This is a genomic window from Agrobacterium sp. 22-3639C2, assembly GCF_053522105.1.
In genome coordinates this window covers 251,806-277,492 of the sequence record NZ_JBNWDB010000001.1, presented here as the reverse complement: position 1 = coordinate 277,492, position 25,687 = coordinate 251,806, and the positions used below count along the sequence as shown (strand labels likewise).

The 25,687-nt window shown below is 58.3% G+C and carries 24 protein-coding genes and 3 tRNA genes; 2 read left to right on the top strand and 25 right to left on the bottom strand.

What is annotated here, in order from left to right; all coding sequences use genetic code 11:
- Window positions 1–69: 69 nt before the first annotated feature.
- From proS to ACQZ6D_RS01280, 23 genes are all read right to left on the bottom strand, one after another.
- Entirely contained in the window at window positions 70–1,392 is a 1,323-nt protein-coding gene (gene proS / locus ACQZ6D_RS01390; RefSeq protein ID WP_065704693.1) for a proline--tRNA ligase, read from the bottom strand.
- 686 nt (window positions 1,393–2,078) lie between these two features.
- Window positions 2,079–2,384, bottom strand: a complete 306-nt coding sequence (locus ACQZ6D_RS01385; RefSeq protein ID WP_003512694.1) for a DUF1467 family protein — start codon at window positions 2,382–2,384, stop codon at window positions 2,079–2,081.
- 148 nt (window positions 2,385–2,532) lie between these two features.
- A complete protein-coding gene (locus ACQZ6D_RS01380; protein WP_003512693.1) occupies window positions 2,533–4,200 on the bottom strand; it encodes a ribonuclease J in 1,668 nt (555 codons plus the stop codon).
- A gap of 207 nt (window positions 4,201–4,407) precedes the next feature.
- Window positions 4,408–5,148, bottom strand: a complete 741-nt coding sequence (locus tag ACQZ6D_RS01375) for a biotin--[acetyl-CoA-carboxylase] ligase (protein ID WP_065704969.1) — start codon at window positions 5,146–5,148, stop codon at window positions 4,408–4,410.
- 26 nt (window positions 5,149–5,174) lie between these two features.
- Window positions 5,175–6,617 (bottom strand): NADH-quinone oxidoreductase subunit NuoN, encoded by a 1,443-nt coding sequence (nuoN, locus tag ACQZ6D_RS01370; protein ID WP_003512691.1) that lies wholly within the window; start codon window positions 6,615–6,617, stop codon window positions 5,175–5,177.
- Window positions 6,618–6,635: 18 nt separating this feature from the next.
- Complete coding sequence (locus ACQZ6D_RS01365; RefSeq protein WP_013635953.1) at window positions 6,636–8,147, bottom strand: NADH-quinone oxidoreductase subunit M; 1,512 nt, start codon at window positions 8,145–8,147, stop codon at window positions 6,636–6,638.
- On the bottom strand, window positions 8,147–10,144 hold the full coding sequence (gene nuoL / locus ACQZ6D_RS01360; RefSeq protein WP_013635952.1) for an NADH-quinone oxidoreductase subunit L: 1,998 nt from the start codon (window positions 10,142–10,144) through the stop codon (window positions 8,147–8,149). The genes ACQZ6D_RS01365 and nuoL overlap by 1 nt, the downstream gene beginning before the upstream one ends.
- Window positions 10,145–10,151: 7 nt before the next feature.
- Complete coding sequence (nuoK, locus tag ACQZ6D_RS01355; protein ID WP_003496445.1) at window positions 10,152–10,460, bottom strand: NADH-quinone oxidoreductase subunit NuoK; 309 nt, start codon at window positions 10,458–10,460, stop codon at window positions 10,152–10,154.
- A gap of 29 nt (window positions 10,461–10,489) precedes the next feature.
- Window positions 10,490–11,104, bottom strand: coding sequence for an NADH-quinone oxidoreductase subunit J (locus ACQZ6D_RS01350; RefSeq protein WP_003512680.1), 615 nt, complete (start codon window positions 11,102–11,104; stop codon window positions 10,490–10,492).
- Window positions 11,105–11,245: 141 nt separating this feature from the next.
- Window positions 11,246–11,737 (bottom strand): NADH-quinone oxidoreductase subunit NuoI, encoded by a 492-nt coding sequence (nuoI, locus tag ACQZ6D_RS01345; RefSeq protein WP_003512679.1) that lies wholly within the window; start codon window positions 11,735–11,737, stop codon window positions 11,246–11,248.
- Window positions 11,738–11,773: 36 nt separating this feature from the next.
- Window positions 11,774–12,820 (bottom strand): NADH-quinone oxidoreductase subunit NuoH, encoded by a 1,047-nt coding sequence (gene nuoH / locus ACQZ6D_RS01340; RefSeq protein ID WP_013635951.1) that lies wholly within the window; start codon window positions 12,818–12,820, stop codon window positions 11,774–11,776.
- 12 nt (window positions 12,821–12,832) lie between these two features.
- Window positions 12,833–14,914 carry an NADH-quinone oxidoreductase subunit NuoG gene (gene nuoG, locus ACQZ6D_RS01335; protein ID WP_041694373.1) on the bottom strand — a complete coding sequence of 694 codons (2,082 nt, stop codon included), beginning with the start codon at window positions 14,912–14,914 and terminating at the stop codon, window positions 12,833–12,835.
- A gap of 155 nt (window positions 14,915–15,069) precedes the next feature.
- The gene (nuoF, locus tag ACQZ6D_RS01330; RefSeq protein ID WP_003502381.1) at window positions 15,070–16,374 is read right to left on the bottom strand and encodes an NADH-quinone oxidoreductase subunit NuoF; all 1,305 of its coding nucleotides are present in this window, start codon (window positions 16,372–16,374) and stop codon (window positions 15,070–15,072) included.
- A gap of 10 nt (window positions 16,375–16,384) precedes the next feature.
- The gene (locus tag ACQZ6D_RS01325) at window positions 16,385–17,494 is read right to left on the bottom strand and encodes an NADH-quinone oxidoreductase subunit E (RefSeq protein ID WP_019565474.1); all 1,110 of its coding nucleotides are present in this window, start codon (window positions 17,492–17,494) and stop codon (window positions 16,385–16,387) included.
- Window positions 17,495–17,510: 16 nt separating this feature from the next.
- On the bottom strand, window positions 17,511–17,771 hold the full coding sequence (locus ACQZ6D_RS01320; protein WP_025593255.1) for a hypothetical protein: 261 nt from the start codon (window positions 17,769–17,771) through the stop codon (window positions 17,511–17,513).
- Window positions 17,771–18,961 carry an NADH-quinone oxidoreductase subunit D gene (locus ACQZ6D_RS01315; protein ID WP_003512668.1) on the bottom strand — a complete coding sequence of 397 codons (1,191 nt, stop codon included), beginning with the start codon at window positions 18,959–18,961 and terminating at the stop codon, window positions 17,771–17,773. The genes ACQZ6D_RS01320 and ACQZ6D_RS01315 overlap by 1 nt, the downstream gene beginning before the upstream one ends.
- A gap of 1 nt (window position 18,962) precedes the next feature.
- Window positions 18,963–19,391 (bottom strand): GFA family protein, encoded by a 429-nt coding sequence (locus tag ACQZ6D_RS01310; protein WP_038490727.1) that lies wholly within the window; start codon window positions 19,389–19,391, stop codon window positions 18,963–18,965.
- The gene (locus ACQZ6D_RS01305) at window positions 19,388–19,990 is read right to left on the bottom strand and encodes an NADH-quinone oxidoreductase subunit C (protein ID WP_003512657.1); all 603 of its coding nucleotides are present in this window, start codon (window positions 19,988–19,990) and stop codon (window positions 19,388–19,390) included. The genes ACQZ6D_RS01310 and ACQZ6D_RS01305 overlap by 4 nt, the downstream gene beginning before the upstream one ends.
- A 21-nt stretch (window positions 19,991–20,011) precedes the next feature.
- Complete coding sequence (locus ACQZ6D_RS01300) at window positions 20,012–20,596, bottom strand: NuoB/complex I 20 kDa subunit family protein (RefSeq protein WP_003512655.1); 585 nt, start codon at window positions 20,594–20,596, stop codon at window positions 20,012–20,014.
- Window positions 20,587–20,952: an NADH-quinone oxidoreductase subunit A gene (locus ACQZ6D_RS01295; protein ID WP_003512653.1), complete on the bottom strand. Its 366-nt coding sequence runs from the start codon at window positions 20,950–20,952 to the stop codon at window positions 20,587–20,589. The genes ACQZ6D_RS01300 and ACQZ6D_RS01295 overlap by 10 nt, the downstream gene beginning before the upstream one ends.
- A gap of 435 nt (window positions 20,953–21,387) precedes the next feature.
- A tRNA-Asp gene (locus tag ACQZ6D_RS01290) sits at window positions 21,388–21,464 on the bottom strand.
- Window positions 21,465–21,505: 41 nt separating this feature from the next.
- Window positions 21,506–21,582: transfer RNA gene (locus tag ACQZ6D_RS01285), tRNA-Asp, on the bottom strand.
- A gap of 89 nt (window positions 21,583–21,671) precedes the next feature.
- Window positions 21,672–21,803, bottom strand: coding sequence for a hypothetical protein (locus ACQZ6D_RS01280; RefSeq protein ID WP_003512651.1), 132 nt, complete (start codon window positions 21,801–21,803; stop codon window positions 21,672–21,674).
- A 226-nt stretch (window positions 21,804–22,029) separates the two neighbouring features.
- Here ACQZ6D_RS01280 and ACQZ6D_RS01275 point away from each other — a divergent pair.
- Together ACQZ6D_RS01275 and ACQZ6D_RS01270 are read left to right on the top strand one after the other, a co-directional pair.
- Window positions 22,030–22,105, top strand: a tRNA-Val gene (locus ACQZ6D_RS01275).
- A 311-nt stretch (window positions 22,106–22,416) separates the two neighbouring features.
- On the top strand, window positions 22,417–22,557 hold the full coding sequence (locus ACQZ6D_RS01270; protein WP_153793414.1) for a hypothetical protein: 141 nt from the start codon (window positions 22,417–22,419) through the stop codon (window positions 22,555–22,557).
- 208 nt (window positions 22,558–22,765) lie between these two features.
- Here the strand turns inward: ACQZ6D_RS01270 and ACQZ6D_RS01265 are convergent, their stop codons facing one another.
- Both ACQZ6D_RS01265 and hupB read right to left on the bottom strand, forming a co-directional pair.
- The gene (locus ACQZ6D_RS01265; RefSeq protein ID WP_448729580.1) at window positions 22,766–24,964 is read right to left on the bottom strand and encodes an esterase-like activity of phytase family protein; all 2,199 of its coding nucleotides are present in this window, start codon (window positions 24,962–24,964) and stop codon (window positions 22,766–22,768) included.
- 358 nt (window positions 24,965–25,322) lie between these two features.
- Window positions 25,323–25,616 (bottom strand): DNA-binding protein HupB, encoded by a 294-nt coding sequence (gene hupB / locus ACQZ6D_RS01260; RefSeq protein WP_267884607.1) that lies wholly within the window; start codon window positions 25,614–25,616, stop codon window positions 25,323–25,325.
- Window positions 25,617–25,687 lie beyond the last annotated feature (71 nt).

Genomic DNA, 25,687 nt, shown 5'->3' with positions numbered 1-25,687 from the left:
TGATCTTGATCTCATAAAGCTGGAGCGGATTTCAGGCGAAAACCGCTCGTCACTTTCACCATTTCGCGCTTAGCCAAGCACCCTGTTCATTGCCGCTTCGATTGTGACGGTTTCACGGTCGCCGGTCTTGCGATCCTTCACCTCGACTTCACCGTTCGCTGCCGAACGTGGGCCGACGATGATCTGCATCGGCACGCCGATCAGGTCAGCAGTCGCGAACTTCTGGCCCGCGCGGTCGTCCGTATCGTCATAAAGAACATCCTTGCCGGCATTGGAGAGCGAGTAATACAGCTTTTCGCACGCCGCATCACAGGCTGCGTCACCTGCCTTCATGTTGATAATCACGACATCGAAAGGAGCGACCGAAGCCGGCCAGATGATTCCGTTTTCGTCATGCGATGCTTCAATGATGGCGGGAACAAGGCGTGTCGGGCCAATGCCGTAGGACCCCATGTGAACGGGGTGTTCCTTGCCATCAGCACCCTGCACCTTGGCGCCCATCGGCTCGGAATATTTGGTGCCGAAATAGAAGATGTGGCCGACTTCGATGCCGCGCGCCGAAAGGCGCTCGCCATCGGGAATGGCCTCATAAGCAGATTCGTCGTGCATTTCCGAGGTGGCAGCATAGTCGGCCGTCCATTCGTTGAAAACGCCTTGAAGGGCTGCGACGTCGTCGAAGTTGGTATCGTCGGCGGGGATGGCGCGGTCGAGGAAGCTCTTGTGGCAGAAGACTTCGGATTCGCCGGTATCGGCCAGAATGATGAATTCGTGGCTGTGATTGCCGCCGATAGGGCCGGTATCGGCACGCATGGGAATGGCGCGCAGGCCAAGGCGCTCAAAGGTGCGCAGGTAAGCCACGAACATCTTGTTATAGGAGTGGATCGCGTCTTCCTTGGTCAGATCGAAGGAATAAGCATCCTTCATCAAAAACTCGCGCGAGCGCATGGTGCCGAAACGGGGGCGCACCTCGTCGCGGAACTTCAGCTGAATATGATAGAGGTTCAGCGGCAGGTTCTTGTAGGATTTCACATAGGACCGGAAGATGTCAGTGATCATCTCCTCGTTAGTGGGGCCATACAGCATCTGGCGGTCCTGACGGTCCTTGATGCGCAGCATTTCCTTGCCGTAATCGTCATAACGGCCGCTCTCCTGCCACAGCTCAGCGGTCTGCAGCGTCGGCATCAGAAGCTCGATCGCGCCTGAGCGATCCTGCTCTTCGCGGATGATCCTGTTGACCTTGTCCAGAACGCGCTTGCCGAGCGGTAGCCAGGAATAGATGCCAGCCGATTGCTGCCGGATCATGCCCGCACGCAGCATGAGGCGATGGGAGACAATCTCCGCTTCCTTGGGGTTTTCCTTCAGGATGGGCATGAAATAACGGCTGAGACGCATGACGACTTCCATTGGTATGGGCAACAACACGCAAAGGCGCGGGAATCGCCCCGAATAGAGGGATATTGGCGCCGTACATAGCTGTTTCTGACCAAGAAGAAAACCCGCCATGCAAAGACCTGCCCAGGCGATTTCGTGGCATTTTCGCGATAGCTAATTCGCGTCAAAACGCTTTGGCCGGAATATTATTCTTGATCCGGTGCGACAAATTGCACCACAGGGAATTTTTTGCCGACTGTAACAAATATGCAAAAAATGAGATGACAAGCATGGGTGATTGGGCTAACTTTAGCTCACAAAAGAGGCAGGAAGTCTAAATTCTTGCCGTTTTCGCGGTCAGTCTTGGGAGGATTCGATCTTAGGCGCGCTTGTCGCTGCCCCGGTAACGGTTACAGATCACGCGAAACCTGAAAAACAAGGCTGAAATGCCTTGTTTTTTTTTGATTCCGGCGAAGTTCACAACCCCGAATGCTTATTCCGGTAAAATTGTGACAGCGAATTGCCCGCCAGACACGCTCATGGTGTGTGCACGACTGATATGACATCCATGTGACAACACTGGCGCATCTTGTGGCGACCGTTCATAAAGCGGCAGCACAGCTTATGTTGCCTTAAATCGCATCACGAAGCCCGCCACGCTGCAAAATTCTGCGGCGCGCTTAATCCTGGCGCGTGGGTGAAGTGCTTCAGTCGAAAACCGGGATAATTCTCGGAAGGTCGTCCATGCTGACGCCGAACCACCAGGTTACGCCGTACCAGAGCCCGCAGATCAAAGCCGATATCAGCGTTGTCCACAAGACGATGCGCCCGCCCCTGAACCTTGACGGGGCGCTTGCAACCGTGCCGATCGCCACATCGCCGTCTTCCTCCTGAGTGCGAAGGCCAATCGGCAGCACAACGAAAAGCACCGTCCACCAGACGATGAAATAAATGGCGAAGACCGAAAGAAGCGGCATGACGTCCTCCTGCGTGATGCGCCCCTTGTAACGCATTCATCCGCGAACCGGAATCACTTCCCTGCAAGATGTGTAAAAAGCTGCAAGAGAGGAGAAGGAACGATCGCGGACGGCGATTGCGTCATGTCCGAGATGGCCCGGACATGACGGGGCGTGACGGTTTGAAAACCCGGGATTTTCCGGTTCAGACCTTGGTGACGAAAACCGTCACGATCGGCTTCTTGCCCCATGCCTGATTGGCAGCGGCGCGTACGGCGCGGCGCACTGACTCGCGCAGCAGCGCAAGATCCTTGCGGCGGGCCCGGGGGATGCTTTCCACGGCGCCGAGTACGGCGTCATAGAGCGTATCTTCCATATCCTCGCCCTCATCATCGAATTCCGGCAGGCCGAAAGGTACGACATCGGGATCTCCGAGGAAGTCGTAGCGGCTGTCCAGCAGCACATTGACGGAGACATGGCCGGCGAAGGAAAGCTTGCGGCGGTTGCTGATCCCCATCTCGTCGAGGTCACCGATGAGGTTGCCGTCCTTGAAGACGCGGCCGTGCGGTGCGTCGTTGATGACTTCCGCAGGACCAGGCGCCAGACGCAGAATGTTGCCGTTACGAACCTTCGGCACCTGAGAAATGCCGGCCTGTTCGGCCAGTTCCTTCTGCGCCACCAGATGCGCCGCCTCGCCATGCACCGGCACCAGGATTTGCGGCTTGGTCCATTCGTACATCCTCAGAAGTTCGTTACGGCGGGGATGGCCGGAGACATGCACCAAAGCCTCATTGTCGGTAACGATATGGATGCCCTGCTCTATCAGGCCGTTCTTGATCTCGATGATCGCCTTTTCGTTGCCGGGAATGGCGCGCGAGGAAAATACCACCGTATCACCGGCAGCCAGCGCCACATTACGCATCTCATCGCGCGAAAGCTTGGCAAGGGCTGCCCGCGGCTCACCCTGCGAACCGGTGAGAATGACGACCACCTTGTTGCGCGGAATATAGCCGTATTCGTCTTCAGCCAGGAACGGCTTGATACCTTCCATGATGCCGAGATCCTGCGAAACGTTGACGACGCGCTTCAGCGACGAGCCGAGCAGCAGCACTTCGCGTCCGGCAGCTTCCGCAGCCTGCGCGATGGAGCGGATACGGCCGACATTGGAGGAGAAGGTGGTGATGGCCACGCGACCCTCGGCATTTTCAATGATCTGGCGCAGCCCCTCAGACACTTCGTGCTCCGAAGGCGATACGCCGTCACGCAGCGAGTTGGTGCTGTCGCACATCAACGCCAGCACGCCCTCCTCGCCGATGGCGCGGAAACGCGCCTCATCCGTCAACGGACCGAGAGACGGCGCCTCGTCAATCTTCCAGTCGCCCGTGTGGATGACATTGCCAAGCGGCGTGCGGATGACCAGCGACATTGGCTCGGGGATCGAATGGTTGACGCCGACGGCCTCGATTTCGAAAGGGCCGACATTGATGCGATCACCCGCCTTGAACGGGGTGATTGGAATTTCGGCACGACTGCCCTCGTAGGCGCGCTTTGCCTCCAGCATGCCGGCGGTGAAACCCGAGGCATAGACGGGCACGTTGAGGCCCGGCCACAGATCGTTCAGCGCGCCGTAGTGATCCTCATGGGCGTGGGTGATGATGATGCCTTTGAGGTTCTTCTTCTGCTCGGCGATATAGCTGATATCGGGCAGAACCAGATCGACACCAGGCAGATCGAGACCGGCAAAGGTAACGCCGCAATCCACCATGATCCATTGGCGCTTGCTTTCCGGACCGTAGCCGTACAGCGCCAGATTCATGCCGATTTCACCGACGCCGCCAAGCGGCAGAAATACCAGTTCGTCCTGTTTAGTCATTGTTCTTCTTATCCATTCACAAGAGCGCGCTGGCGACGGCAATATGCCGCGCCCAGCCGCCCGTTTAACAGCATCGGACCTGAAACATCATCTGATCGACCGGGCCGATGCGGAGCCGGTTTGTCACCCTGCTTTTCATGAGCAGCAGGAAAGCTCCAACCTGTGGGAAGAGGTTCGGCGCGGGTCTTTGAAGACACGCCGTCCACCTCATCCAAAAAACACGTCGCCGGCGGCGATGGAGCGCCTTGTGCCCTCATCCTCATCCAGCAGCAGATAACCATTATCATCAATTCCAACGAAACGCCCGCCGATCGAGCGATCCGGAAAATTGACGGTGATATGTTCGCCGATACCGCAGGCAGCCGCCCGCCATCCGGCCATGACACCGGAAACGCCCCTGCCCTCATCCCAGCTTTGCAGCACATCCGCTGTCTCGCGGAAGAGATGCGCGAACAGCTCGTCGGGGGAGCACGACGCCCCGTGTTCGGACAGCATAGTGACGGGATAAAGCGGATTTTCAGGCTTGTGGGCGATATTGATGCCGATGCCGATGACGATGGCGCGGCGTCCATCCGGCAGAAGTTCGGCTTCCATCAGAATGCCGCAGGTCTTCCGGCGCCCGATCAGCACGTCATTCGGCCATTTTATCTCTAGCGGTTCGCCACCCGTCGGCAGCACAGCGCGAATGGCGCGGTAGACGGCGAGCGCAAAGGCAAGCGGCAATGAACCGATGCGGTCCATTGGCGCGGGATCGATGAGAAGAAGCGAAGCGTAGAGATTGCCTGGTTCAGACACCCAAGGCCGGCCGCGGCGACCGCGCCCGCCAGTCTGGCGGATGGCGGTGATCCACAGATTGCCGCCATCGGCTGCCCTTGCCCGGGCGAAACATTCTATGTTGGTCGATGGCGTTTCCGCCATCGCCTCGTGCCGGAAGTCATCGATGGACATCCGGCCCGTATGCTTGTGCGTATTGCTCAAAAGAACGTCTTTGCCGCAACCGTGACTGCATTGCCGAGCGCACCACCGAAGACGATGAAAGCGACGACGAACAGTCCAGAGAGCGCATAAACGATTTTCAGTTCGCCAGCCGGACGCTCGAAGCTGCCCTTGGCTTCATCGAACCACATGACCTTGACGACGCGGATATAATAATACGCACCGACAACCGAGCCGATCACACCGATGACGGCAAGCGGATAGAGTTTGGCTTCAATGGCAGCAAGGAAGACGTAGTACTTGCCGAAGAATCCGGCAAGCGGCGGAATGCCGGCAAGCGAGAACATCAGGATCGTCAGAACAACTGCCATGAAGGGGTTGGTGGACGAAAGCCCGGCCAGATCCTCGACATTTTCGACATTGCCGATTTCCTTGCGACGCATGGAGAGAATGCAGGCGAAGGTGCCGAGCGTCATGACCATGTAGATGGTCATGTAGAGAATGACGCCCGAGATACCCGCCTCGGTGCCCGCCGCAAGACCAACCAGCGCGTAACCCATGTGACCGATGGAAGAATAGGCCATCAGGCGCTTGATGTTCTTCTGGCCGATTGCCGCGAACGAGCCGAGCAGCATGGAGGCGATGGAAATGAAGACGACGATCTGCTGCCAGTCGGCAAAGACCGGCTGGAAAGCGTCAACAACGATGCGAACGAAGATCGCCATGGCGCCGATCTTGGGGGCGGCAGACAGGAAGGCCGTGACCGGTGTCGGCGCACCCTCATAAACATCCGGCGTCCACATGTGGAACGGCACGGCGGAAATCTTGAATGCCAGACCGGCAAGAACGAAAACCAGACCGAAGACGAGGCCGAGCGAACGGGTCTCCGCCGTCAGAACCTGGGCGATTTCGGTAAAGCCGGTATTGCCGGTAAAGCCGTAAACCAGCGACATGCCGTAAAGCAGCATGCCCGAGGAGAGCGCACCGAGAACAAAATATTTCAGGCCCGCTTCGGTGGAGCGCAGGCTTTCCCGGTTGATGGCGCAGACGACGTAGAGCGCAAGCGACTGCAGCTCCAGCGCCATATAGAGCGAGATCAGGTTGTTGGCCGAAATCATCAGCAGGATGCCGAGAGTCGCCAGAACCAGAAGCACCGGATACTCGAACCGGCCGACCGGCTCAAAACGGCTCTGGCCGACAGAAAGGATCATGGCGGTGATCGACCCGATCAGCGCCAGCACCTTCATGAAGTTGCCGAAGGCATCGGCGACGTAAACGCCGCCGAAAGCCACACCCGAAGCGGGCGCAAAGACGATCCAGAGACCGACGACGAGCAGCAAGGCCACGGAGAGGCCCGTGACCGTCGTTGTCGACTTGTCGCCCGAGAAGACGCCAATCATGAGCAGCGCCAGCGCGCCGACCGCAAGGATCAGCTCGGGCGTCGCGATGTGCAGACTGGCAAAAAGAATTTCAGCGGTCATGTCCAACGGGTCCTGTCGTCAATTCATAGAAAGCGCAACATTTTGCGCCGCCTGCAATGCAGCCGTATAGTTGTTTACCAGAAGATCGACCGAAGCGGCTGTCGCATCGAAAACCGGAGCCGGATAGACGCCGAAGAAGATCGTCAGCGCAACCAGCGGATAAAGGATGACCTTTTCGCGGGTTGACAGATCGAGCATCGATTTCAGGCTTTCCTTCTCAAGCGCACCGAAAATCACGCGGCGGTAGAGCCACAGCGCGTAAGCGGCCGAGAGGATGACGCCGGTTGCCGCAAACAGCGCGACCAGCGTGTTGGCGCGGAATACGCCGATCAGCGTCAGGAATTCACCAACGAAGCCGGAGGTGCCGGGCAGACCGACATTGGCCATGGTGAAGATCATGAAGGCGACGGCATATTTCGGCATGTTGTTCACGAGACCGCCGTAGGCAGAGATCTCACGGGTATGCAGCCGATCGTAAACGACGCCGACGCAGAGGAAGAGCGCGCCCGACACGATGCCGTGCGACAGCATCTGGAAGATTGCGCCCTGCACGCCCTGCACATTGGCCGCGAAGATGCCCATGGTCACGTAACCCATGTGGGCAACGGAGGAATAGGCGATCAGCTTCTTGATGTCGTCTTGCATCATCGCCACCAGCGAGGTGTAGATAATGGCGAGAACCGACAGCGTGAAGACGAAGGGTGCGAAATAGTCCGACGCCAAGGGGAACATCGACAGCGAGAAACGGATGAAACCGTAACCGCCAAGCTTCAGCATGACGCCTGCCAGAATGACGGAACCTGCGGTCGGCGCCTGCACGTGGGCATCCGGAAGCCAGGTATGTACCGGCCACATCGGCATCTTGACCGAGAATGCCGCGAAACAGGCAAGCCATAGCCACGTCTGCATGCCGGCCGGGAAGCCGTATTTCAGAAGTTCGGTCATATCGGTCGTGCCGGACTGCCAGTACATCGCCATGATGGCGAGCATGGTCAGAACCGAGCCAAGCAGCGTGTAGAGGAAGAACTTGTAGGATGCGTAGACGCGATCCTTGCCGCCCCAGACGCCGATGATGATGAACATCGGGATCAGCGTTGCTTCGAAGAAGACGTAGAAAAGAACCGTATCCAGCGCCACGAAGACGCCGATCATGACGACTTCCAGAAGCAGGAAGGCGATCATGTATTCCTTGATGCGCTTTTCAACCGACTGCCAGCTTGCCAGCACGCAGAAAGGCATGAGGAAGGTGGTGAGGATGACGAACAGCATGGAGATGCCGTCGACGCCCAGATGATAGGCGGCGATGTTGCCGAACCATGCGTGTTTTTCCACCATCTGGAAACCGGGGTTCGAATTATCGAAGCCGATCCAGACGAACAGCGAAACCAGGAAGGTGAAAACGGTCGTCAGCAGCGAGACGTTGAGAATGTTGCGGCGACCGTAAGGGCCGTTCTCATTGGTCAGCAGCAAGAGCACCACGCCGACGAGCGGCAGAAAGGTGACCGTTGAAAGAATTGGCCAATCGGTCATCAAAACGCACTCCCGAGCATCATCCAGGTGACAAGCGCCGCGATGCCGATCAGCATCGCAAAGGCATAGTGATAAAGGTAACCGGATTGCAGGCGGACCATGCGGTTGGTCACGTCAACCACACGCGCTGCAATGCCGTTCGGTCCATAGTGGTCGATGACGGCCACGTCGCCCTTCTTCCACAGGAAGCGGCCAAGCGCCTTTGCGGAACGCACGAACAGGAAGTCGTAAAGCTCGTCGAAATACCACTTGTTCAAGAGGAACTGATAGAGGCCGCGATGGGTCGCTGCCAGACGCTTCGGCGTCTCTGGCGACTTGATATACATGTACCATGCGGTGACAAAACCAAGCGCCATGGCGAAGAACGGGCTCCACTTGACCCACAGCGGAACATGGTGGAACTCGTCAAGGATTTCATTTTCCGGAAGCGTGAAGAGAGCACCCTTCCAGAACTCGGCATATTCATGGCCGAAGAAATAACCTTCGAAGACAACACCGGCGAAAATCGCGCCGACGGTGAGGATGAAGAGCGGGATCAGCATGACCATCGGCGATTCATGCACATGGTGCATCACGTCAGCCGAAGCGCGCGGCTTTCCGAAGAAGGTCATGAACGCCAGACGCCAGGAATAGAAGCTGGTGAACAGCGCTGCGATGACCAGCAGCGTGAAGGCGAAACCCGACAGTACCGAATGGGACGCATAAGCGGATTCGATGATGACGTCCTTCGAGAAGAAGCCGGCAAAGCCGATCATCGTGCCCGGAATGCCTACACCTGTCAGCGCAAGCGTGCCGACGGTCATCGTCCAGAAGGTGATGGGGATATGCTTGCGCAGGCCGCCCATGTAACGCATGTCCTGCTCGCCATCGACGGCATGGATAACCGAACCGGCGCACAAGAACAGCAGTGCCTTGAAGAAGGCATGCGTGAAGAGGTGGAACACGGCCGCGCCATAAGCGCCAACGCCAAGTGCCACGAACATGTAACCGAGCTGCGAGCAGGTCGAATAGGCAATCACGCGCTTGATATCATTCTGCACGAGACCGACGGTCGCTGCGAAGAAGGCGGTGATGGCGCCGACCAGCGTCACGACGGTGAGCGCATCATGCGACAATTCGAACAGCGGCGACATGCGGGCAACCAGGAAGACACCGGCGGTGACCATGGTTGCGGCGTGAATGAGGGCGGACACAGGGGTCGGGCCTTCCATCGCGTCCGGCAGCCAGGTGTGCAGCAGGAACTGCGCCGACTTACCCATGGCGCCCATAAAAAGCAGCAGGCAGACGCCCGTCATCGCATTGGCCTTGTCCAGCTGCATGCCGAACAGGTTGATGACGGTTTCGGTGGAAGCTGCACCTTCAGCCGGCAGATAGGTGCTGGCGGCAGCGAAGATGGTCTCAAAATTGATCGAGCCGAACAGCACGAAGACGCCTGATATGCCGAGAATGAAGCCGAAGTCGCCAACACGGTTGACGATGAACGCCTTCATGGCAGCAGCAGACGCCGAAGGCTTCTTGAACCAGAAACCGATCAGCAGGTACGACGCCAGACCAACGCCTTCCCAGCCGAAGAACATCTGCAGCAGGTTGTCGGAGGTCACCAGCATCAGCATCGCGAAGGTGAACAGCGAAAGATAGGCAAAGAAGCGCGGACGATGCGGATCGTGGTGCATGTATCCGATCGAATAGAGGTGCACCAGCGTCGAGACGGTGTTGACGACGACGAACATGACGGCCGTCAGGGTATCGATGCGGAACGCCCACTCGACGTCGATGCCGCCGGACTGGATCCAGCGCAGCACGGTGACCTTGATCACCTCGCCCGGCTCGCCATGGGCAAGCGCGACGGAGAAGAAGACGATCCACGACAGGACGGCGACCACGATCATCAGACCGGTGGTGACATATTCCGAAGCCTTGGCGCCGATCGACCGGCCAAACAGGCCGGCAATCAGGAAGCCGATCAGGGGAAGAAAGACGATAGCCTTGTAGATCATAGCCTTATCAGCCCTTCATCATATTGACGTCTTCGACAGCGATCGATCCGCGGTTGCGGTAGAAGACAACGAGTATTGCAAGACCGATGGCCGCTTCGGCGGCTGCGACGGTCAGAATGAACAGTGCGAAGACCTGGCCGACGATGTCGTTCAGGAAAGCCGAGAACGCCACCATGTTGATGTTCACCGCCAACAGGATGAGTTCGATCGACATGAGGATGACGATGACGTTCTTCCGGTTGAGGAAGATACCGAAGATGCCGATCGTGAAGAGGATCGCGCTGACCGTCAGGTAGTGGGAAAGACCGATTTCCATATTCTGTTTCCTTGGATCCGTTCGCGCCTTCAGATGCCCTGGCCCGGCTTGACCTTGACCGTGGTGACGGCGGTCTTCGGGTCACGGCCGACCTGCGTGGATATGTTCTGCCGCTTGATGTCGGTGCGGTGACGCAGCGTCAGCACGATGGCGCCGATCATGGCCACCAGCAGCACGAGACCTGCAAGCTGGAAGAAGTAGACGTAATTGGTATAGAGCACGTCGCCCAGCGCGGCCGTATTGGTGCGCACGGCCGGTGACGGGATCGGCATGGTAATCGATTTGGCGGCCTGCGGGTTAAGCACGCTGCCGCCGACCACGACGATCAGTTCAGCCGCGAGGATGATACCGATCAGCGCACCGATCGGCGCATATTGCAGCACGCCGGAGCGCAGCTCCGCAAAATCCACATCCAGCATCATGACGACGAAGAGGAAGAGCACCGCCACCGCACCGACATAAACGACGAGCAGGATCATGGCGAGGAATTCGGCCCCCGTCAGCAGGAACAGCGCGGCTGCGTTGAAGAAGGTCAAAATCAGAAACAGCACCGAATGAACAGGGTTCTTCGATGCGATGACCATGAACGCAGACGCCACGGCGACGAAAGCGAATATATAAAAGAATACAGCGTGCAGACCCATGTTGGTGCCTTCTTGTCCTCATCCGGGCAAAGACCGCGCAATCGCGCGCTCTACCCGTTTCGTCCCCGCCGGCGATAACCGTGCAGGCTCTTTTACTCTTTCTTCGCTTTCCGGGGTCTCCCCCGGAAAGACGGTTGCGCCTTAACGGTAAGGCGCATCCAGTGCGAGGTTGCGCGCAATTTCACGCTCCCAGCGGTCGCCATTGTCGAGAAGCCTTTGCTTGTCGAAATAAAGCTCCTCGCGGGTTTCCGTCGCGAATTCGAAGTTCGGACCTTCGACGATGGCATCCACCGGGCAGGCTTCCTGGCAGAAACCGCAATAGATGCATTTCACCATGTCGATGTCGTAACGCACCGTGCGGCGGGTGCCGTCATTGCGGCGCGGACCGGCTTCGATGGTGATCGCCTGAGCGGGACAGATCGCCTCACACAGCTTGCAGGCGATGCAGCGCTCTTCACCGTTCGGATAACGGCGCAGCGCATGCTCGCCGCGGAAGCGCGGAGACACCGGGCCCTTTTCGAAAGGATAATTCACCGTGGCCTTCTGCTTGAAGAAGTGGCGCATCGTCAGGAAGATCGCACCGACGAACTCCTTGAGGAACAGTGAATTGACGGCTTGGGAAAGGCTTGCCATCTCAAACTCCAGATTTCTGAGCGAGGCGTACGGACATCAACCGGCCCACCCCGTCAGCTTCAATACGAATGCAACAATAACGACCATGGCGAGCGACAGCGGCAGGAACACCTTCCAGCCAAGGCGCATGAGCTGGTCATAGCGGTAACGCGGAACGAAGGCCTTCACCAGAGCGATCATGAAGAAAACCATGCAGCCCTTGAGCGCGAACCAGACAATACCCGGAATCCAGTTCAGGAACCACACATCCACGATCGGCAGCCAGCCACCAAGGAACAGGATCGTCGTCAGGCAGCAGATCAGAACGATCGCAGCATATTCGCCGAGCATGAACATCATGTAAGGCGTCGAGCCATATTCGACCATGTGACCGGCAACCAGTTCCGATTCCGCTTCCGGAAGGTCGAAGGGCGGACGGTTGGTTTCGGCAAGGCCCGAGATGAAGAACACGATGAACATCGGGAACAGCGACAGCCAGTGCCAGTCGAGGAACGAGGCCGGCAGACCGATCATCGTGCCGAGGCCGGTGCGCTGCGCCAGAACGATATCCGTGAGGTTGAGCGAGCCGACGCACAGAAGCACGGTGACGATGACGAGGCCGATCGACACTTCGTAGGACACCATCTGCGCCGCCGAACGAAGCGCGCCGAGGAACGGGTACTTCGAGTTCGAAGCCCAGCCGCCCATGATGATGCCGTACACTTCAAGCGAGGAAATCGCGAAAATGTAGAGAATGCCGACATTGATATTGGCAACGACCCAGCCATCGGCAAAGGGGATGACCGCGTAGGTGGCGAGCGCCAGCGTTACGGCAACCAGCGGCGCCAGAAGGAAGACCGCCTTGTTGGCGCCCGCCGGAATGACGGGCTCCTTCAGGATGAATTTCAAAAGGTCGGCGAAGGACTGGAACAGACCAAAGGGGCCGACGACGTTGGGACCACGGCGCAACTGCACGGCTGCCCATACCTTACGGTCGGCAAGCAGAAGGAAGGCGATGGCCACCAGAAGGCAAACGAGAAGCAGCAGGGACTGGCCGACCATGATCAGCGCGGGCCAGACGTAGCTCCAGAAAAACGATTCCATAATCCCCTACCCTTACTCTGCCGCAGCCTGGAAATTGTTGCGGGCCAATGCGGAACACTCGGCCATGACGGCGGATGCGCGCGCAATCGGGTTCGTCAAATAAAAGTCTTTTACCGGCGAGGCAAACGCAGACTTATTGAGGCTGCCCGCGCGAGCGGCAAGTGCCTCGACATCCGCGCCGTTGCCGGCAACGATCTCATCGGTTTCCGCCAGATGCGGATGCGCGACATAAAGCTGGCCGCGCAGCGCAGACAGCGAATCGAACGGCAGCTTCTTGCCGAGCACGTCGGAAAGCGCACGCAGGATCGCCCAGTCTTCACGGGCCTCGCCCGGTGCGAAACCGGCGCGGTTGCCCACCTGAACGCGGCCTTCGGTGTTGACCCAGATACCGGATTTTTCGGTATAGGCCGCACCCGGAAGGATGACGTCGGCGTTCATCGCGCCATGATCGCCGTGGCTGCCGATGTAGACGGTGAACTTGGCGCCCTTGTTCGACAGGTCGATTTCATCGGCGCCGAGCAGGAAGAGAACGTCCATGGACGTTACCATTTCGGCAGCAGCAACACCGCCCTCGCCCGGCACGAAGCCGATGTCGAGACCACCGACGCGGGCAGCTGCGGTGTGAAGCACCGAGAAACCGTTCCACTCTTCGCTGATTGCGCCAACCGAAACGGCAAGCTTCGCAGCGGCCGCGAGAACGGCTGCACCATCGGCGCGTGCCAGAGCGCCCTGGCCGATGATGATCAGCGGGTTCTTGGCGGACTTCAACTTTTCAACGAAGCTGTGAGAGCCATTGGCGAGATCGGAAAGCGTTTCAGCGCCGGAGCCTAGATATTCGTAGTTGTACCGCAGCTCACCGGCTTCGCCGATCACGCCGATCGGGAAACCACCGCGACGCCAGCGCTTGCGGATACGTGCATTGAGCACGGCCGCTTCATAACGCGGGTTGGCGCCGACGATCAGCAGCGCATCCGCGTGCTCAATGCCTTCGATTGTGGAATTGAACAGGTAGCTGGCGCGACCCAAAGACGGATCAAGCGCTGCGCCATCCTGACGGCAATCGACATTGGCCGAGCCGAGCGACGCCAGAAGCGACTTCAGCGCGAACATTTCCTCGACGGAAGCAAGGTCACCGGCAATCGCGCCGATCTTGCTGCCGCTGGTCGCGGCAACCGCCTGCTTGATAGCGCCGAAGGCTTCGCCCCAGCTTGCGGGCTGCAAGCGGCCATCCTTGCGGACGTAAGGGCGGTCGAGACGCTGCGTCTTCAGGCCGTCCCAGATGAAGCGGCTCTTGTCGGAAATCCACTCTTCGTTGATTGCCTCGTTGACACGCGGCATGACGCGCATGACTTCGCGGCCACGGGTATCGACGCGGATTGCCGAACCGAGAGCGTCCATCACGTCGATGGTTTCGGTCTTGTTCAGTTCCCACGGACGGGCAGTGAAAGCGAAAGGCTTGGAGGTCAGCGCACCGACCGGGCAAAGATCGACGACGTTGCCCTGAAGCTCGGAGGTCATCGCCTGCTCGAGATAGGTGGTGATTTCAGCGTCCTCGCCGCGGCCGATGAGGCCGAGTTCGGCGATGCCAGCAACTTCCGTTGTGAAACGGACGCAGCGGGTGCAGTGGATGCAGCGGTTCATTACCGTCTTGACGAGCGGGCCGATATATTTGTCTTCAACCGCACGCTTGTTTTCCGCGTAACGCGAACCGGCAATACCGAAGGCCATAGCTTGGTCCTGCAGGTCGCATTCGCCGCCCTGGTCGCAGATCGGGCAATCGAGCGGGTGGTTGATGAGAAGGAACTCCATCACGCCTTCGCGGGCCTTCTTGACCATCGGCGTGTTGGTGAAAACTTCAGGCAATTCGCCATTCGGGCCGCCGCGAACGTCGCGCACGCCCATGGCGCAGGATGCGGCGGGCTTGGGCGGTCCGCCCTTCACCTCAATCAGACACATGCGGCAGTTACCCGCGACCGACAAGCGCTCATGAAAACAAAAGCGCGGAACTTCAGCACCAGCCTCCTCGCACGCCTGCAACAGCGTGAAATGATCCGGAACCTCGATCTCTTTACCGTCAACCTTGAGCTTTGCCATGGTTCTACTTACGTCCTGTTGCCTGTTCGTCCCGTGTCTCTCACACGGTCCGCAACAAATCCTTAATCGCGCCCGAGACTTCATCTCGTCGGTCAGGCGCTTCATGGTTTTCCGGCGCCGGGATCATCCCCGCGCCGCATGCAAACTGCGAAAGCTTATTCGGCAGCTTCCAGAACAGCGCCATCATCCATGGCCCTGTAGGTATATTGGTCGATGCGCTTTTCGATTTCCGGACGGAAATTGCGGATCAGCGCCTGTACCGGCCATGCGGCGGCGTCGCCGAGCGCACAGATGGTGTGGCCTTCGATCTGCTTCGTCACTTCGAACAGCATGTCGATTTCGCGCTTCTGCGCGTTGCCCTTCACCATGCGTTCCAGCACGCGCCACATCCAGCCGGTGCCTTCACGGCACGGCGTGCACTGGCCGCAGCTTTCATGCTTGAAGAAGGCCGCGATGCGGGCGATCGCCTTGATGACGTCGGTGGACTTGTCCATGACGATCATGCCGCCGGTGCCGAAGGACGACTTCACTTCGCGCATGCCGTCGAAGTCCATGATGGCGTCCTTCATGTCCTCACCGCGCACGATGGGGCAGGATGCGCCGCCGGGAATGACGCCAAGCAGATTGTCCCAGCCGCCGCGAATGCCACCGCAATGGTGTTCGATCAGCTCACGGAAGGACAGGCCCAGCGCATCTTCGAAGGTGCATGGACGCTCGACATGGCCGGAGACCATGAACAGCTTGGTGCCGACATTGTTCGGACGGCCGATAGACGAGAACCATGCCGCACCTCGGCGCAGAATGGTCGGAGCAACGGCGATGGATTCGACGTTGTTGACGGTCGTCGGGCAACCGTAAAGACCCATATTGGCCGGGAACGGCGGCTTCAGGCGCGGCTGGCCCTTCTTGCCCTCGAGGCTTTCAAGCAGTGCCGTCTCTTCGCCGCAGATATAGGCACCTGCGCCGTGATGGACGTAGATGTCGAAATCCCAGCCGTTCTTGTTGTTCTTGCCGAGCAGGCCCGCATCGTAACATTCGTCGATGGCCGCCTGAAGCGCCTCACGTTCGCGCATATATTCGCCGCGCACGTAGATATAGGCGGTGTGCGCACCCATGGCGAAACCGGCGATAACGCAGCCTTCGATCAGCGTATGCGGATCGTTGCGCAGGATTTCGCGGTCCTTGCAGGTGCCGGGCTCGGATTCGTCGGCGTTGACCACGAGATAATGCGGACGGCCGTCGCTTTCCTTGGGCATGAAGGACCACTTGAGACCCGTCGGGAAGCCTGCGCCGCCGCGACCGCGAAGGCCGGAAGCCTTCATCTCGTTGATGATCCAGTCACGACCCTTTTCGATGATCTGTTTGGTGCCATCCCAATGGCCGCGCGCCATCACGCCCTTCAGGGACTTGTCCTTGAGGCCGTAGAGATTGGTAAAGATGCGATCCTGATCTTTTAACATGCTTCACCCTTTACCGCGGCTTCTTGCCGAAGACCCTGATATACTCGGCTTCGCCACCCTTGGCGAGCGCCTCGGCCTGCTTGATCCACTCATCGCGTTCGATGCGGCCCTTGAAATTCAGATAACCATCCACCCAGTCGCACTCGGCCTTCTTCCAGCCGGCAATCTGCGCATAGGTGAAGATGCCGAGCTCGTTAAGCGTGCCTTCGATCTTCGGGCCGACGCCTGAAATGAGTTTCAGGTCATCGGGCGCAGCGGGCTTTTCAATGCCTGCCGGACGGTCGGCTGACTCAAGCGACGGTCTGGATGCTGTCGCTTCCTTGCCTGCCGATTGCTGTTCCCCTGCCTTTGCGTTTTCCGCAGCAGCCTTGGGCTCGTTCGCAGGCGTCTTCAGCTTCGGATCGGTTTCCGGTGCGTCCGTCTTCGGCTTGGCGGCATTCGAAGGAAGAACGGGGGCTGCTTCCGCCGGAGCTTCCGCAGGCTTGTCGAGATTGGAGCGATCTGGCTTGATCTCTTCCGTCAGCGTCGTCAGGCCGCCAACGGGCACCGACTGGTGACGGTCGATCTGGGGACCTGTCTTGACCGTGTCGCCCTTGCCTGCCTCGAACGTGTCGATGATCTCTTCCAGGCGCTCGGGCGTCAGATCCTCATAGGCATCCTTGAAGATGATGACCATCGGCGCGTTGACGCAGGCGCCCTGACATTCCACTTCTTCCCAGGACAGCGTGCCGCTCTCGTTGGTGTGCAGCGGATCGTGATGGATTTTCTTGCGGCAGACATCCATCAGCGCTTCGGAGCCGCGCAGCATGCAGGGCGTGGTGCCGCAAACCTGAACATGGGCGCGTGTGCCGACCGGCTTCAGCTGGAACTGGGTGTAGAAGGTCGCCACTTCCATGACGCGGATATAGGCCATATCCAGCATATCGGCGATTTTTTCGATGGCGGCGCGGGTAACCCAGCCGTCCTGCTCCTGCGCACGCATAAGCAGCGGGATAACCGCCGATTGCTGGCGTCCCTCCGGATATTTCTGGATCGTCTTTTCCGCCCATGCGGTATTATCCGCGTTAAAGGCAAATGCCACGGGCTGGAACTGATCTTCGGCTAGTCGACGAACGGACATACTTCCTCACGCCTTTTCAGTTTAACGTCTCACAACGCGATCTCGCCACCGTGACGAATTCGCAGGCATAAGCCGCCTTGTCTTTCTGCATGAACACGATGAACTTGCTGCCATTGGGAACCGAGGCCTTGATCTCGTATCCCGAAGACAGAAGCTGCTTGATGGTGGAACCGCCGCTGCTTGATAGCGACACGCCCCCCTCGTCCGTCGCCGTCTGGGCGAGAACGGAGGTCGACATCGCAGCAAGAAAAGCCAAGATGGCCAGCGGCAGACGCATCAGCGGTCGACCTCCCCGAACACGATGTCGAGGGAGCCGAGCACGGCTGTAACGTCGGCAAGCTGATGGCCCTTGCACAGGAAATCCATCGCCTGCAAATGTGCATAACCCGGCGCGCGGATCTTGCAGCGGTAGGGCTTGTTCGAACCATCGGCGACCACGTAGACGCCGAACTCACCCTTCGGCGCTTCGACGGCGGCGTAAACTTCGCCGGCCGGAACGTGATAGCCTTCGGTATAGAGCTTGAAGTGATGGATAAGAGCTTCCATCGAACGCTTCATCTCGCCGCGCTTGGGCGGAACCACCTTGCCATCCAACGAGGAGACCGGGCCGATGCGGTGCTTGCCGGAGAGAAGATCGACGCACTGCTTCATGATCTTCACCGATTCGCGCATTTCCTGCATGCGGATCAGGTAACGGTCATAGCAGTCGCCGTTCTTGCCGACGGGGATATCGAACTCCAGATCGGAATAGCACTCGTAGGGCTGCGCGCGACGCAAATCCCAGGCAGCACCCGAACCGCGCACCATGACGCCCGTGAAACCCCAGGCAAAGGCGTCTTCAAGCGAGACGACGCCGATATCGACGTTACGCTGCTTGTAGATGCGGTTGTCGGTCAACAGGCCTTCGATATTGTCGAGAACGGTAATGAAGGGATCGCACCATTTGCCGATATCTTCCACCAGCTCCGGCGGCAGATCCTGATGCACGCCGCCCGGACGGACATAGGCCGAGTGCATGCGGGCGCCACAGGCGCGCTCGTAGAAGACCATCAGCTTTTCACGTTCCTCGAAGCCCCAGACAGGCGGCGTCATTGCGCCGACGTCCATGGCCTGAGTCGTCACGTTCATGATGTGCGACAGGATGCGGCCGATTTCCGAATAAAGCACGCGGATCAGCTGGCCGCGCATCGGGATTTCGAGACCCAGCAGCTTTTCGACGGCGAGCGCGAAAGCGTGTTCCTGGTTCATCGGCGCGACGTAGTCGAGACGGTCGAAATAAGGCACCGCCTGAAGGTAGGTCTTGGTCTCGATCAGCTTTTCGGTGCCGCGATGCAGAAGACCGATATGCGGATCGACGCGCTCGACGATTTCGCCGTCCAGTTCCAGAACCAGGCGCAGCACGCCGTGCGCGGAAGGATGTTCCGGACCGAAGTTGATCGTGAAATTGCGGACGTTATGCTCAGTCATTCTAGTGCTCCGCCGAGGTGATCATGGCGATGAATTCGGGGCCGGTCATGTTCTGCGTGGTTTGCGCGAAAGAATAGCTCGAAGGCTTCTCATCCGTGAAAATCTGCGACGCAAAATGGAAACTGGAAGGGTTGTCGAAAGCCTGCAACGAGACGGCAAAATGCTTGCCATCCTTGGAGCGCCACATCAGCGTGCTGCCGCAATTCTTGCAGAAGCAGCGCTCGCCCCATTCCGACGAGGTATAAACACCGAAATGTTCCTCGTTCTCGATGGCGACGTCAGCGCATTCGACAGCCAGAAATGTTCCGCCGGACCAGCGGCGGCACATCGAGCAATGGCAAACGCCGAATTCGCGGGCGCCGATGCTGGCATTGAAGCCAACGGCGCCGCAAAGACATTGTCCGTGCTCTGTCGCGGGGGCTTCGCTCATTGCTTGGCCTTTTCGTCACCCGGGAGAACATAGTCAGTCCCCTCCCAGGGAGAGAGGAAATCGAAATTGCGGAATTCCTGCTTCAGTTCGACCGGCTCATAGAGAACCCGCTTCAGAACGTCATCGTAGCGTACTTCCACAAAGCCGGTAACCGGAAAATCCTTGCGCAGCGGATGACCTTCGAAACCGTAATCGGTGAGGATTCGGCGAAGATCCGCATGGCCTTCGAAAGGAATGCCGTACATATCCCAGGCTTCACGCTCGAACCAGTCTGCACCCATGTAAACGGAGGTTGCCGAGGGAACGCCCTCGTCTTCCGCCACCTGCAGCTTGATGCGCACGCGCAGATTCTGGCGCGGCGACAAGAGGTGATAGACAACGTCGAAACGCTTCTCGCGCTGCGGCCAGTCGACGCCGCAGATATCGATGATGTTGACGAAACCGCACTGCACATCGTCACGCAGGAACGTCAAAAGCGCGATAACGCTTTCCGTCGTCGTGTTCAGCGTCAGCTCGCCATAGGCGATATCGGCCGAAACCACGAGGGAACCACGCGCTTCCTTAACGTAAGCAGCAAGATCGTTTAGAGCTTCGCTCATTCCTTAATCCGTCCTTTGCCCTTAGCGCTCGATGGTACCGGTACGCCGGATCTTCTTCTGCAGCAGAAGCACGCCGTAAAGCAGCGCCTCCGCCGTGGGGGGACAGCCCGGAACGTAGATATCCACCGGGACGACTCGGTCGCAGCCGCGCACGACGGCGTAGGAATAATGGTAATAGCCGCCGCCATTGGCGCAGGAGCCCATGGAGATGACGTAACGCGGCTCAGGCATCTGGTCATAGACCTTGCGCAGTGCCGGCGCCATCTTGTTGGTCAGCGTTCCCGCGACGATCATGACGTCCGACTGGCGCGGCGAGGCGCGCGGGGCGACACCGAAGCGCTCCATGTCGTAACGCGGGCCGGAAGCCTGCATCAGACCCTCGACGGCGCAGCAGGCAAGACCGAACTGCATCCACATCAGGGAGCCGGTACGCGCCCACGTGATCAGCTCGTCGGTCGAGGTGACGAGAAAGCCCTTGTCGGCCAGCTCGTCGTTGATTTCCGTGAAGTAGGCATCGTTGCTGCCGACAGGCTTGCCGGTCGCGGGATCGATGATCCCCTTCGGCTGCGGTGCAACGAGCGTGCTGTTGTTCTGGCTCATGCCCATTCCAGCGCTCCCTTCTTCCACTCATAGATAAAGCCGATGGTGAGAACGGCGAGGAACACCATCATAGACCAGAAACCGAACCAGCCCATATCACCGAAGGACACAGCCCAGGGGAACAGGAAGGCGACTTCCAGGTCGAAGATGATGAAGAGAATGGACACCAGATAAAACCGGATATCGAACTTCATGCGGGCGTCGTCGAAGGCATTGAAACCGCACTCGAAAGCGGAGAGCTTTTCCGGGTCCGGCGCCTTATAAGCGACAGCGAAAGGCGCGATGAGAAGCGCCAGGCCAATGACAAGAGCGATACCGATAAAGATTGCGATCGGAATATAGGAACTGAGGAGTTCAGTCATGGTCTCTTCCCTGTCCGGCCGGGTGCCGGACCTGCCTTTGCGACTGAAAGTCTAAAGGCGCACAAATATGTTGCAACGCCAAAGTGGTTAGCGCAGCCGCGCTCTCTCTGCAAGAGTTTAGGCACCATTTCAAGACACCTGCCGCATTGATTGGCAACAATATTGCCGGAATTGACGCAAATTTGGGCCACAATTCCGGGCTAAGCCCCTCAAATACAATAATAATCGATTGAACGACGCAACCGCAAAAAAGTCACACGAATTTTACGTCAAAATGGCAGCGAAGTGACGATCTCTCGATATCGAAACTTGACTAAAAACAGCAGGAAAAACCGCGCTCGCGAATGCCGGAAACAGGCGCTGAAATCGCCATTGCCGATATGGCAGGACGATGCCTGCTTGCTTCGTTTGGGAGTGTCATTTCGGTGAAAGAAATGGCGCGAGTGACGGGGCTCGAACCCGCGACCTCCGGCGTGACAGGCCGGCACTCTAACCGACTGAGCTACACCCGCGCTCCACAGACATTCGTCTGCGTTTTTTCCGAGGAACAGGATGGCGCGAGTGACGGGGCTCGAACCCGCGACCTCCGGCGTGACAGGCCGGCACTCTAACCAACTGAGCTACACCCGCTTATCCTGACCGACAAGACCTTAGTCTCGCCGTACGAACCAGCCTCGGCTGTTCGTTGAGCGGCTAACTACGGCGTTCGTGCGGGGGTGTCAAGCAGGTTTCACGACAAAAGAATAAGCTTCTTCATTTTGATCGGAAAAAACTGAAAGGCCTTTGACCGGCATTGCGGCGAATGCCTTGTTTTCCGGGCTTTTCCCAACAAAAACAAAAAACTTGTCCACAGCCGGGGCGTCCGTAACGCGATTCCAGCATACCGCCAAAGGTAAAGGCCGGGCGTTGTTTTTATCGAAAAGCCCGCAGTTCCCGGCTTTTTGCCGATCACCTCTGCCAATGGGCAAAGCTGTCCGGAAAAAAAACAAAAAAACTTCACAAAAGCCCTTGCGGTTTTTTTCCGATCCGAATACATCACGGCCACCGACGCGGCAGACACGATCTGCAGGACGCGAAGGGCGATTAGCTCAGTTGGTAGAGCGCCTCGTTTACACCGAGGATGTCGGGAGTTCGAGTCTCTCATCGCCCACCATTTTCCAGCTTCTTCAAATTGTGCGCATTACCAAGCCGAAGCTCTTTCGGATGTCGGTGCGTTTTACCGTAAACTTCCTGCATCGGGAATCACGGCCCCTGCCCCCGATTCTGTAGACGGCCGCGGCCTTGGGCTGGGGGAGCGGCTTTTCCGGCGTGAGTCTATGCCAGATCGGCACTCCTGTTCCACATTCATACAGGCCGGCTCCTATAGGTGTGCCACCCCGCAACATCCCGAAAAATAAGCAGATTCAGACTTTTTAAAGAGATTTCATGCATTGTTTTCGAGCCGTTTCATGATGAACGGTATAAATGATGGATGAAACCATGTCGGTCGACGCGTTTGTAACACTCGCGCTTATTGCGCTGCCTGTTTATATTTTTTTCCGCTGGGTCCAGCAGGACTCGGAAAAAGACAGCACTCCCAGAAGCAAGAATTCCATGGGGCGGTGATCTCTAGCGATCTGGTCCACTGCACATTCATGGAAATCCTCCGGATAACACCCTCGATTATGCGATAGCGACGCGACCATGCCGGTTTTAACGGCTGGTGTGCGACTCATCGTGGGGAATCGGCATTCCCCAGATCGGGGTTTCTTCCGCCGCACAAAAAAGCCGGGCTATGCCCGGCTTTTCTCATTTGCGATTCTATTCGGACCGATCAGTTGATCGCCTTTAGATCGACGGTAAAGAACAGCGTTTCGCCGGAAGATCCGTCGACGCCGTCATTGTCAGTGACGATATAGGCCGTTCCTGCCTTGTCGAAGGTGAAGCCTTCCAGCTTGTCAACGGTATAGCCATTCGTCTGGGCCTTGAGGTCCGGCAGGAAATCATGTGCTTCCTGCTTGGCCACCAGCGGCAGTTCGCCACCGATTTTGCCCGGCTTCAGGTCAGCGATCGCGACGCGGTAAAGCTTCTTGATCTTTGCCTTGTCACCGACCTGATTGTCGCGCTCGACGATATAGACATAGTCGCCCTGTGCGGTGATTTCAGAAAGGCCGACCCAGCCTGCCTCGGTCTTGTCGAGCGGGTAACGCACGGCGCCCCATTCCTTGGACTTCGGATTGTAGGAGACGAGCTTGACGAAACCCTTCTCGTCCGTGCCCCATTCGCGCTGTACGGCCATCCACAGCGTCGCGTCGTCGCCCTTGCCGATCATGGTCACGCCTTCGAAACCGAAGCGGGTTTCGCCAGCCAGCAATTCCTTCGGCAGAGCGATCTCAGCCTTGATCTCGCCCTTGGCGCTGACATTGTAGAGTGCGTGGGGCACTAGCTTGGCACTGTCACCTTCCGAGGCCAGCCAGAAGCCGCCCTTACCGTCAAGCGTAATGCCTTCGATGTCGAGTTTCTGGGCTGCGATACCGTCGCGCTTGATGCGCAGGGCGCTGGTTATGGTGGCGGGCTTCTTCGTTGCGTCGATGGTGTAGATCGACGGCTGGTTTCCATAGACCGAGTCGGACACGGCATAGAGGATGCCAGGCTTTTCAGCATCGCCCACCAGACCGGAGAGAGCGCCCCAGCCGATCGGTGTGCCGTCAACGGTGGCGGAAGCGAGCTGCGGGTAGGCAATCTGGCCTTCTGCACGTTCATAGATCATGACATGCGAGCGAGCGCCGCCATCTTCGACGAGATCGGCTTCGTTGGCAGTGACGAGGAGATTGCGCGACGGAATGGCGACGGCGCCTTCAGGCGAAATGCCCGAGGGCAGAAGCTGGACCAGTTCCGGTGTGCCGCCCGTATCCTTGTAGACCGCAGCGAGAGACGCGCGCTCGGCAAGAACGAAGAAGTACTTCTGGCCATCGAAGGTTGCCGCCTCCAGACCTTCCGGCTCGATGCCCTTGGCCTTTGAACGCTTTTCCGGATAGTGGCCGATGCTGGCGGCGGCGTGCTCAAGGGTGGCACCGGCTTCATAAAGAAGCTTGCCGGTCTTGTCGAAAATGGTGAAGCCGCGCGCGCCGCCCTGCCAGTCACCCTCATTGGCGATGACGATTCGGTCATTGTCCAGCCACTTCACGGCATCTGGCTCACGCTTGCGGCCTTCCTGCTTGTCGGTGAACTTGATCTGGCCGTCCGTCTTCGTGTCGACGCCTTCCAGATCAACCGTGCCAGCGGAGAAATGCGTCTTTACCGTACCGGTCTTGCCGTCGATGATGACGATGTGGTTGTTTTCCTGCAGCGTGAGCGCGATCTCGCCATTGGCATTGATCGAGACGAATTCCGGCTCCGGATCTTCCGGGGAGATTTCGGCAAGGCCGGTCACGTCGATCTTCTTCAGCGTCGCGCAGTCGGCAACGCCGTTTTTCAGACCGACCGTCACCAGATAACCGGCCGGCATCTGTGGCAGGGCGCCCTCGTTCACCTCTTCATCGCGTTCGTTTTCGATCGCGATGGCGGCGAAGGTCTTGTCCGGGGAAATTGCGACAGAATCGGGCTGGCCGCCGAGATCGCAGCTCGCTTCGATCTTCTTGGTGGCGATATCGACCGTCACCAGCTTGCCGGACGGCTTGGCTCGGTTTTCGGACGTGTTGACACCGGCCAGAACCTTGGCGCCAGCAACGGCAACAGAGGTCGGTTCGCCTTCCAGCAGCAACGCGCCGCCAGCCTTGGGTGCCTTCGCATCGGTGATGTCAACGAAACCAATGCCGCCAAGCGGGCTGTCCGAATAGATCAGCGTCTTACCGTCTTCGCTGGCGGTTACGATTTCAGCTGAAGTGACGGCCTTCGCGTCCTTGTCCGCTGGCAAGTTCTTTACGACCGGGAAAGATGCGATGCGGTTGAAAACCGGCTCGGCAGCAGCCGGAAAGGCCGCGGACGCGAGCAGAGCAGCAGTCAAAGCCATCTGAGAAAGTCGGAACGCCATTATAAATCCCCCTTGGATCCAAAAAAACACCCTATGGCTTCTGCGTCAGAGACATGACAGCGGCATGACATTTCCTGTCGGAGGAATCAAAAAGCCCGACCATGAAGGCCGGGCTTTCCTGTTCGTGCGCACATTCCGCGTATCAGAGCGCCGTGTGACCGGATGGAGGCTACACAGGCGCGCTCTCCTACTTTCAAGTACATCTTGCCGGTTCGAAAAAAGGGCTATCCGAAAAAGCATTTCGAAAAGCCGCCCGGTTTACGTGCCGGCATGATGGCGTCAGGGCGTCAAAACATGTTTCCTCGTGAACCTGAAAAGCCGCCCGCCCGCCGCCGGACGTCACGGCCTTTCGGAAACCTTACGAGTTGACGGCGTCCTTCAGGCCCTTGCCTGCGGAAAACTTCGGTACGTTGCGAGCCGGGATATCGACTTCAGCACCCGTGGAAGGGTTACGACCCTTGGAGGCTTCACGACGGCTTACGGAGAAGCTGCCGAAGCCAGCGAGACGGATGTCGCCACCGCTCTTCAGTTCGTTCTGTACGGTTTCGAATACGGCATCAACAGCGGAAGCAGCATCTGCCTTCGTGAGACCAGCCTTTTCGGCAACAGCAGAGACGAGCTCGTTCTTGTTCATGTTTCCACCCCTTTCAATGGTTTGAAACGACTCAAATTAAGCCGGCGCAGAATACGTCTGTATCCGCGCGCAGCAACTCAAAAGCGCTG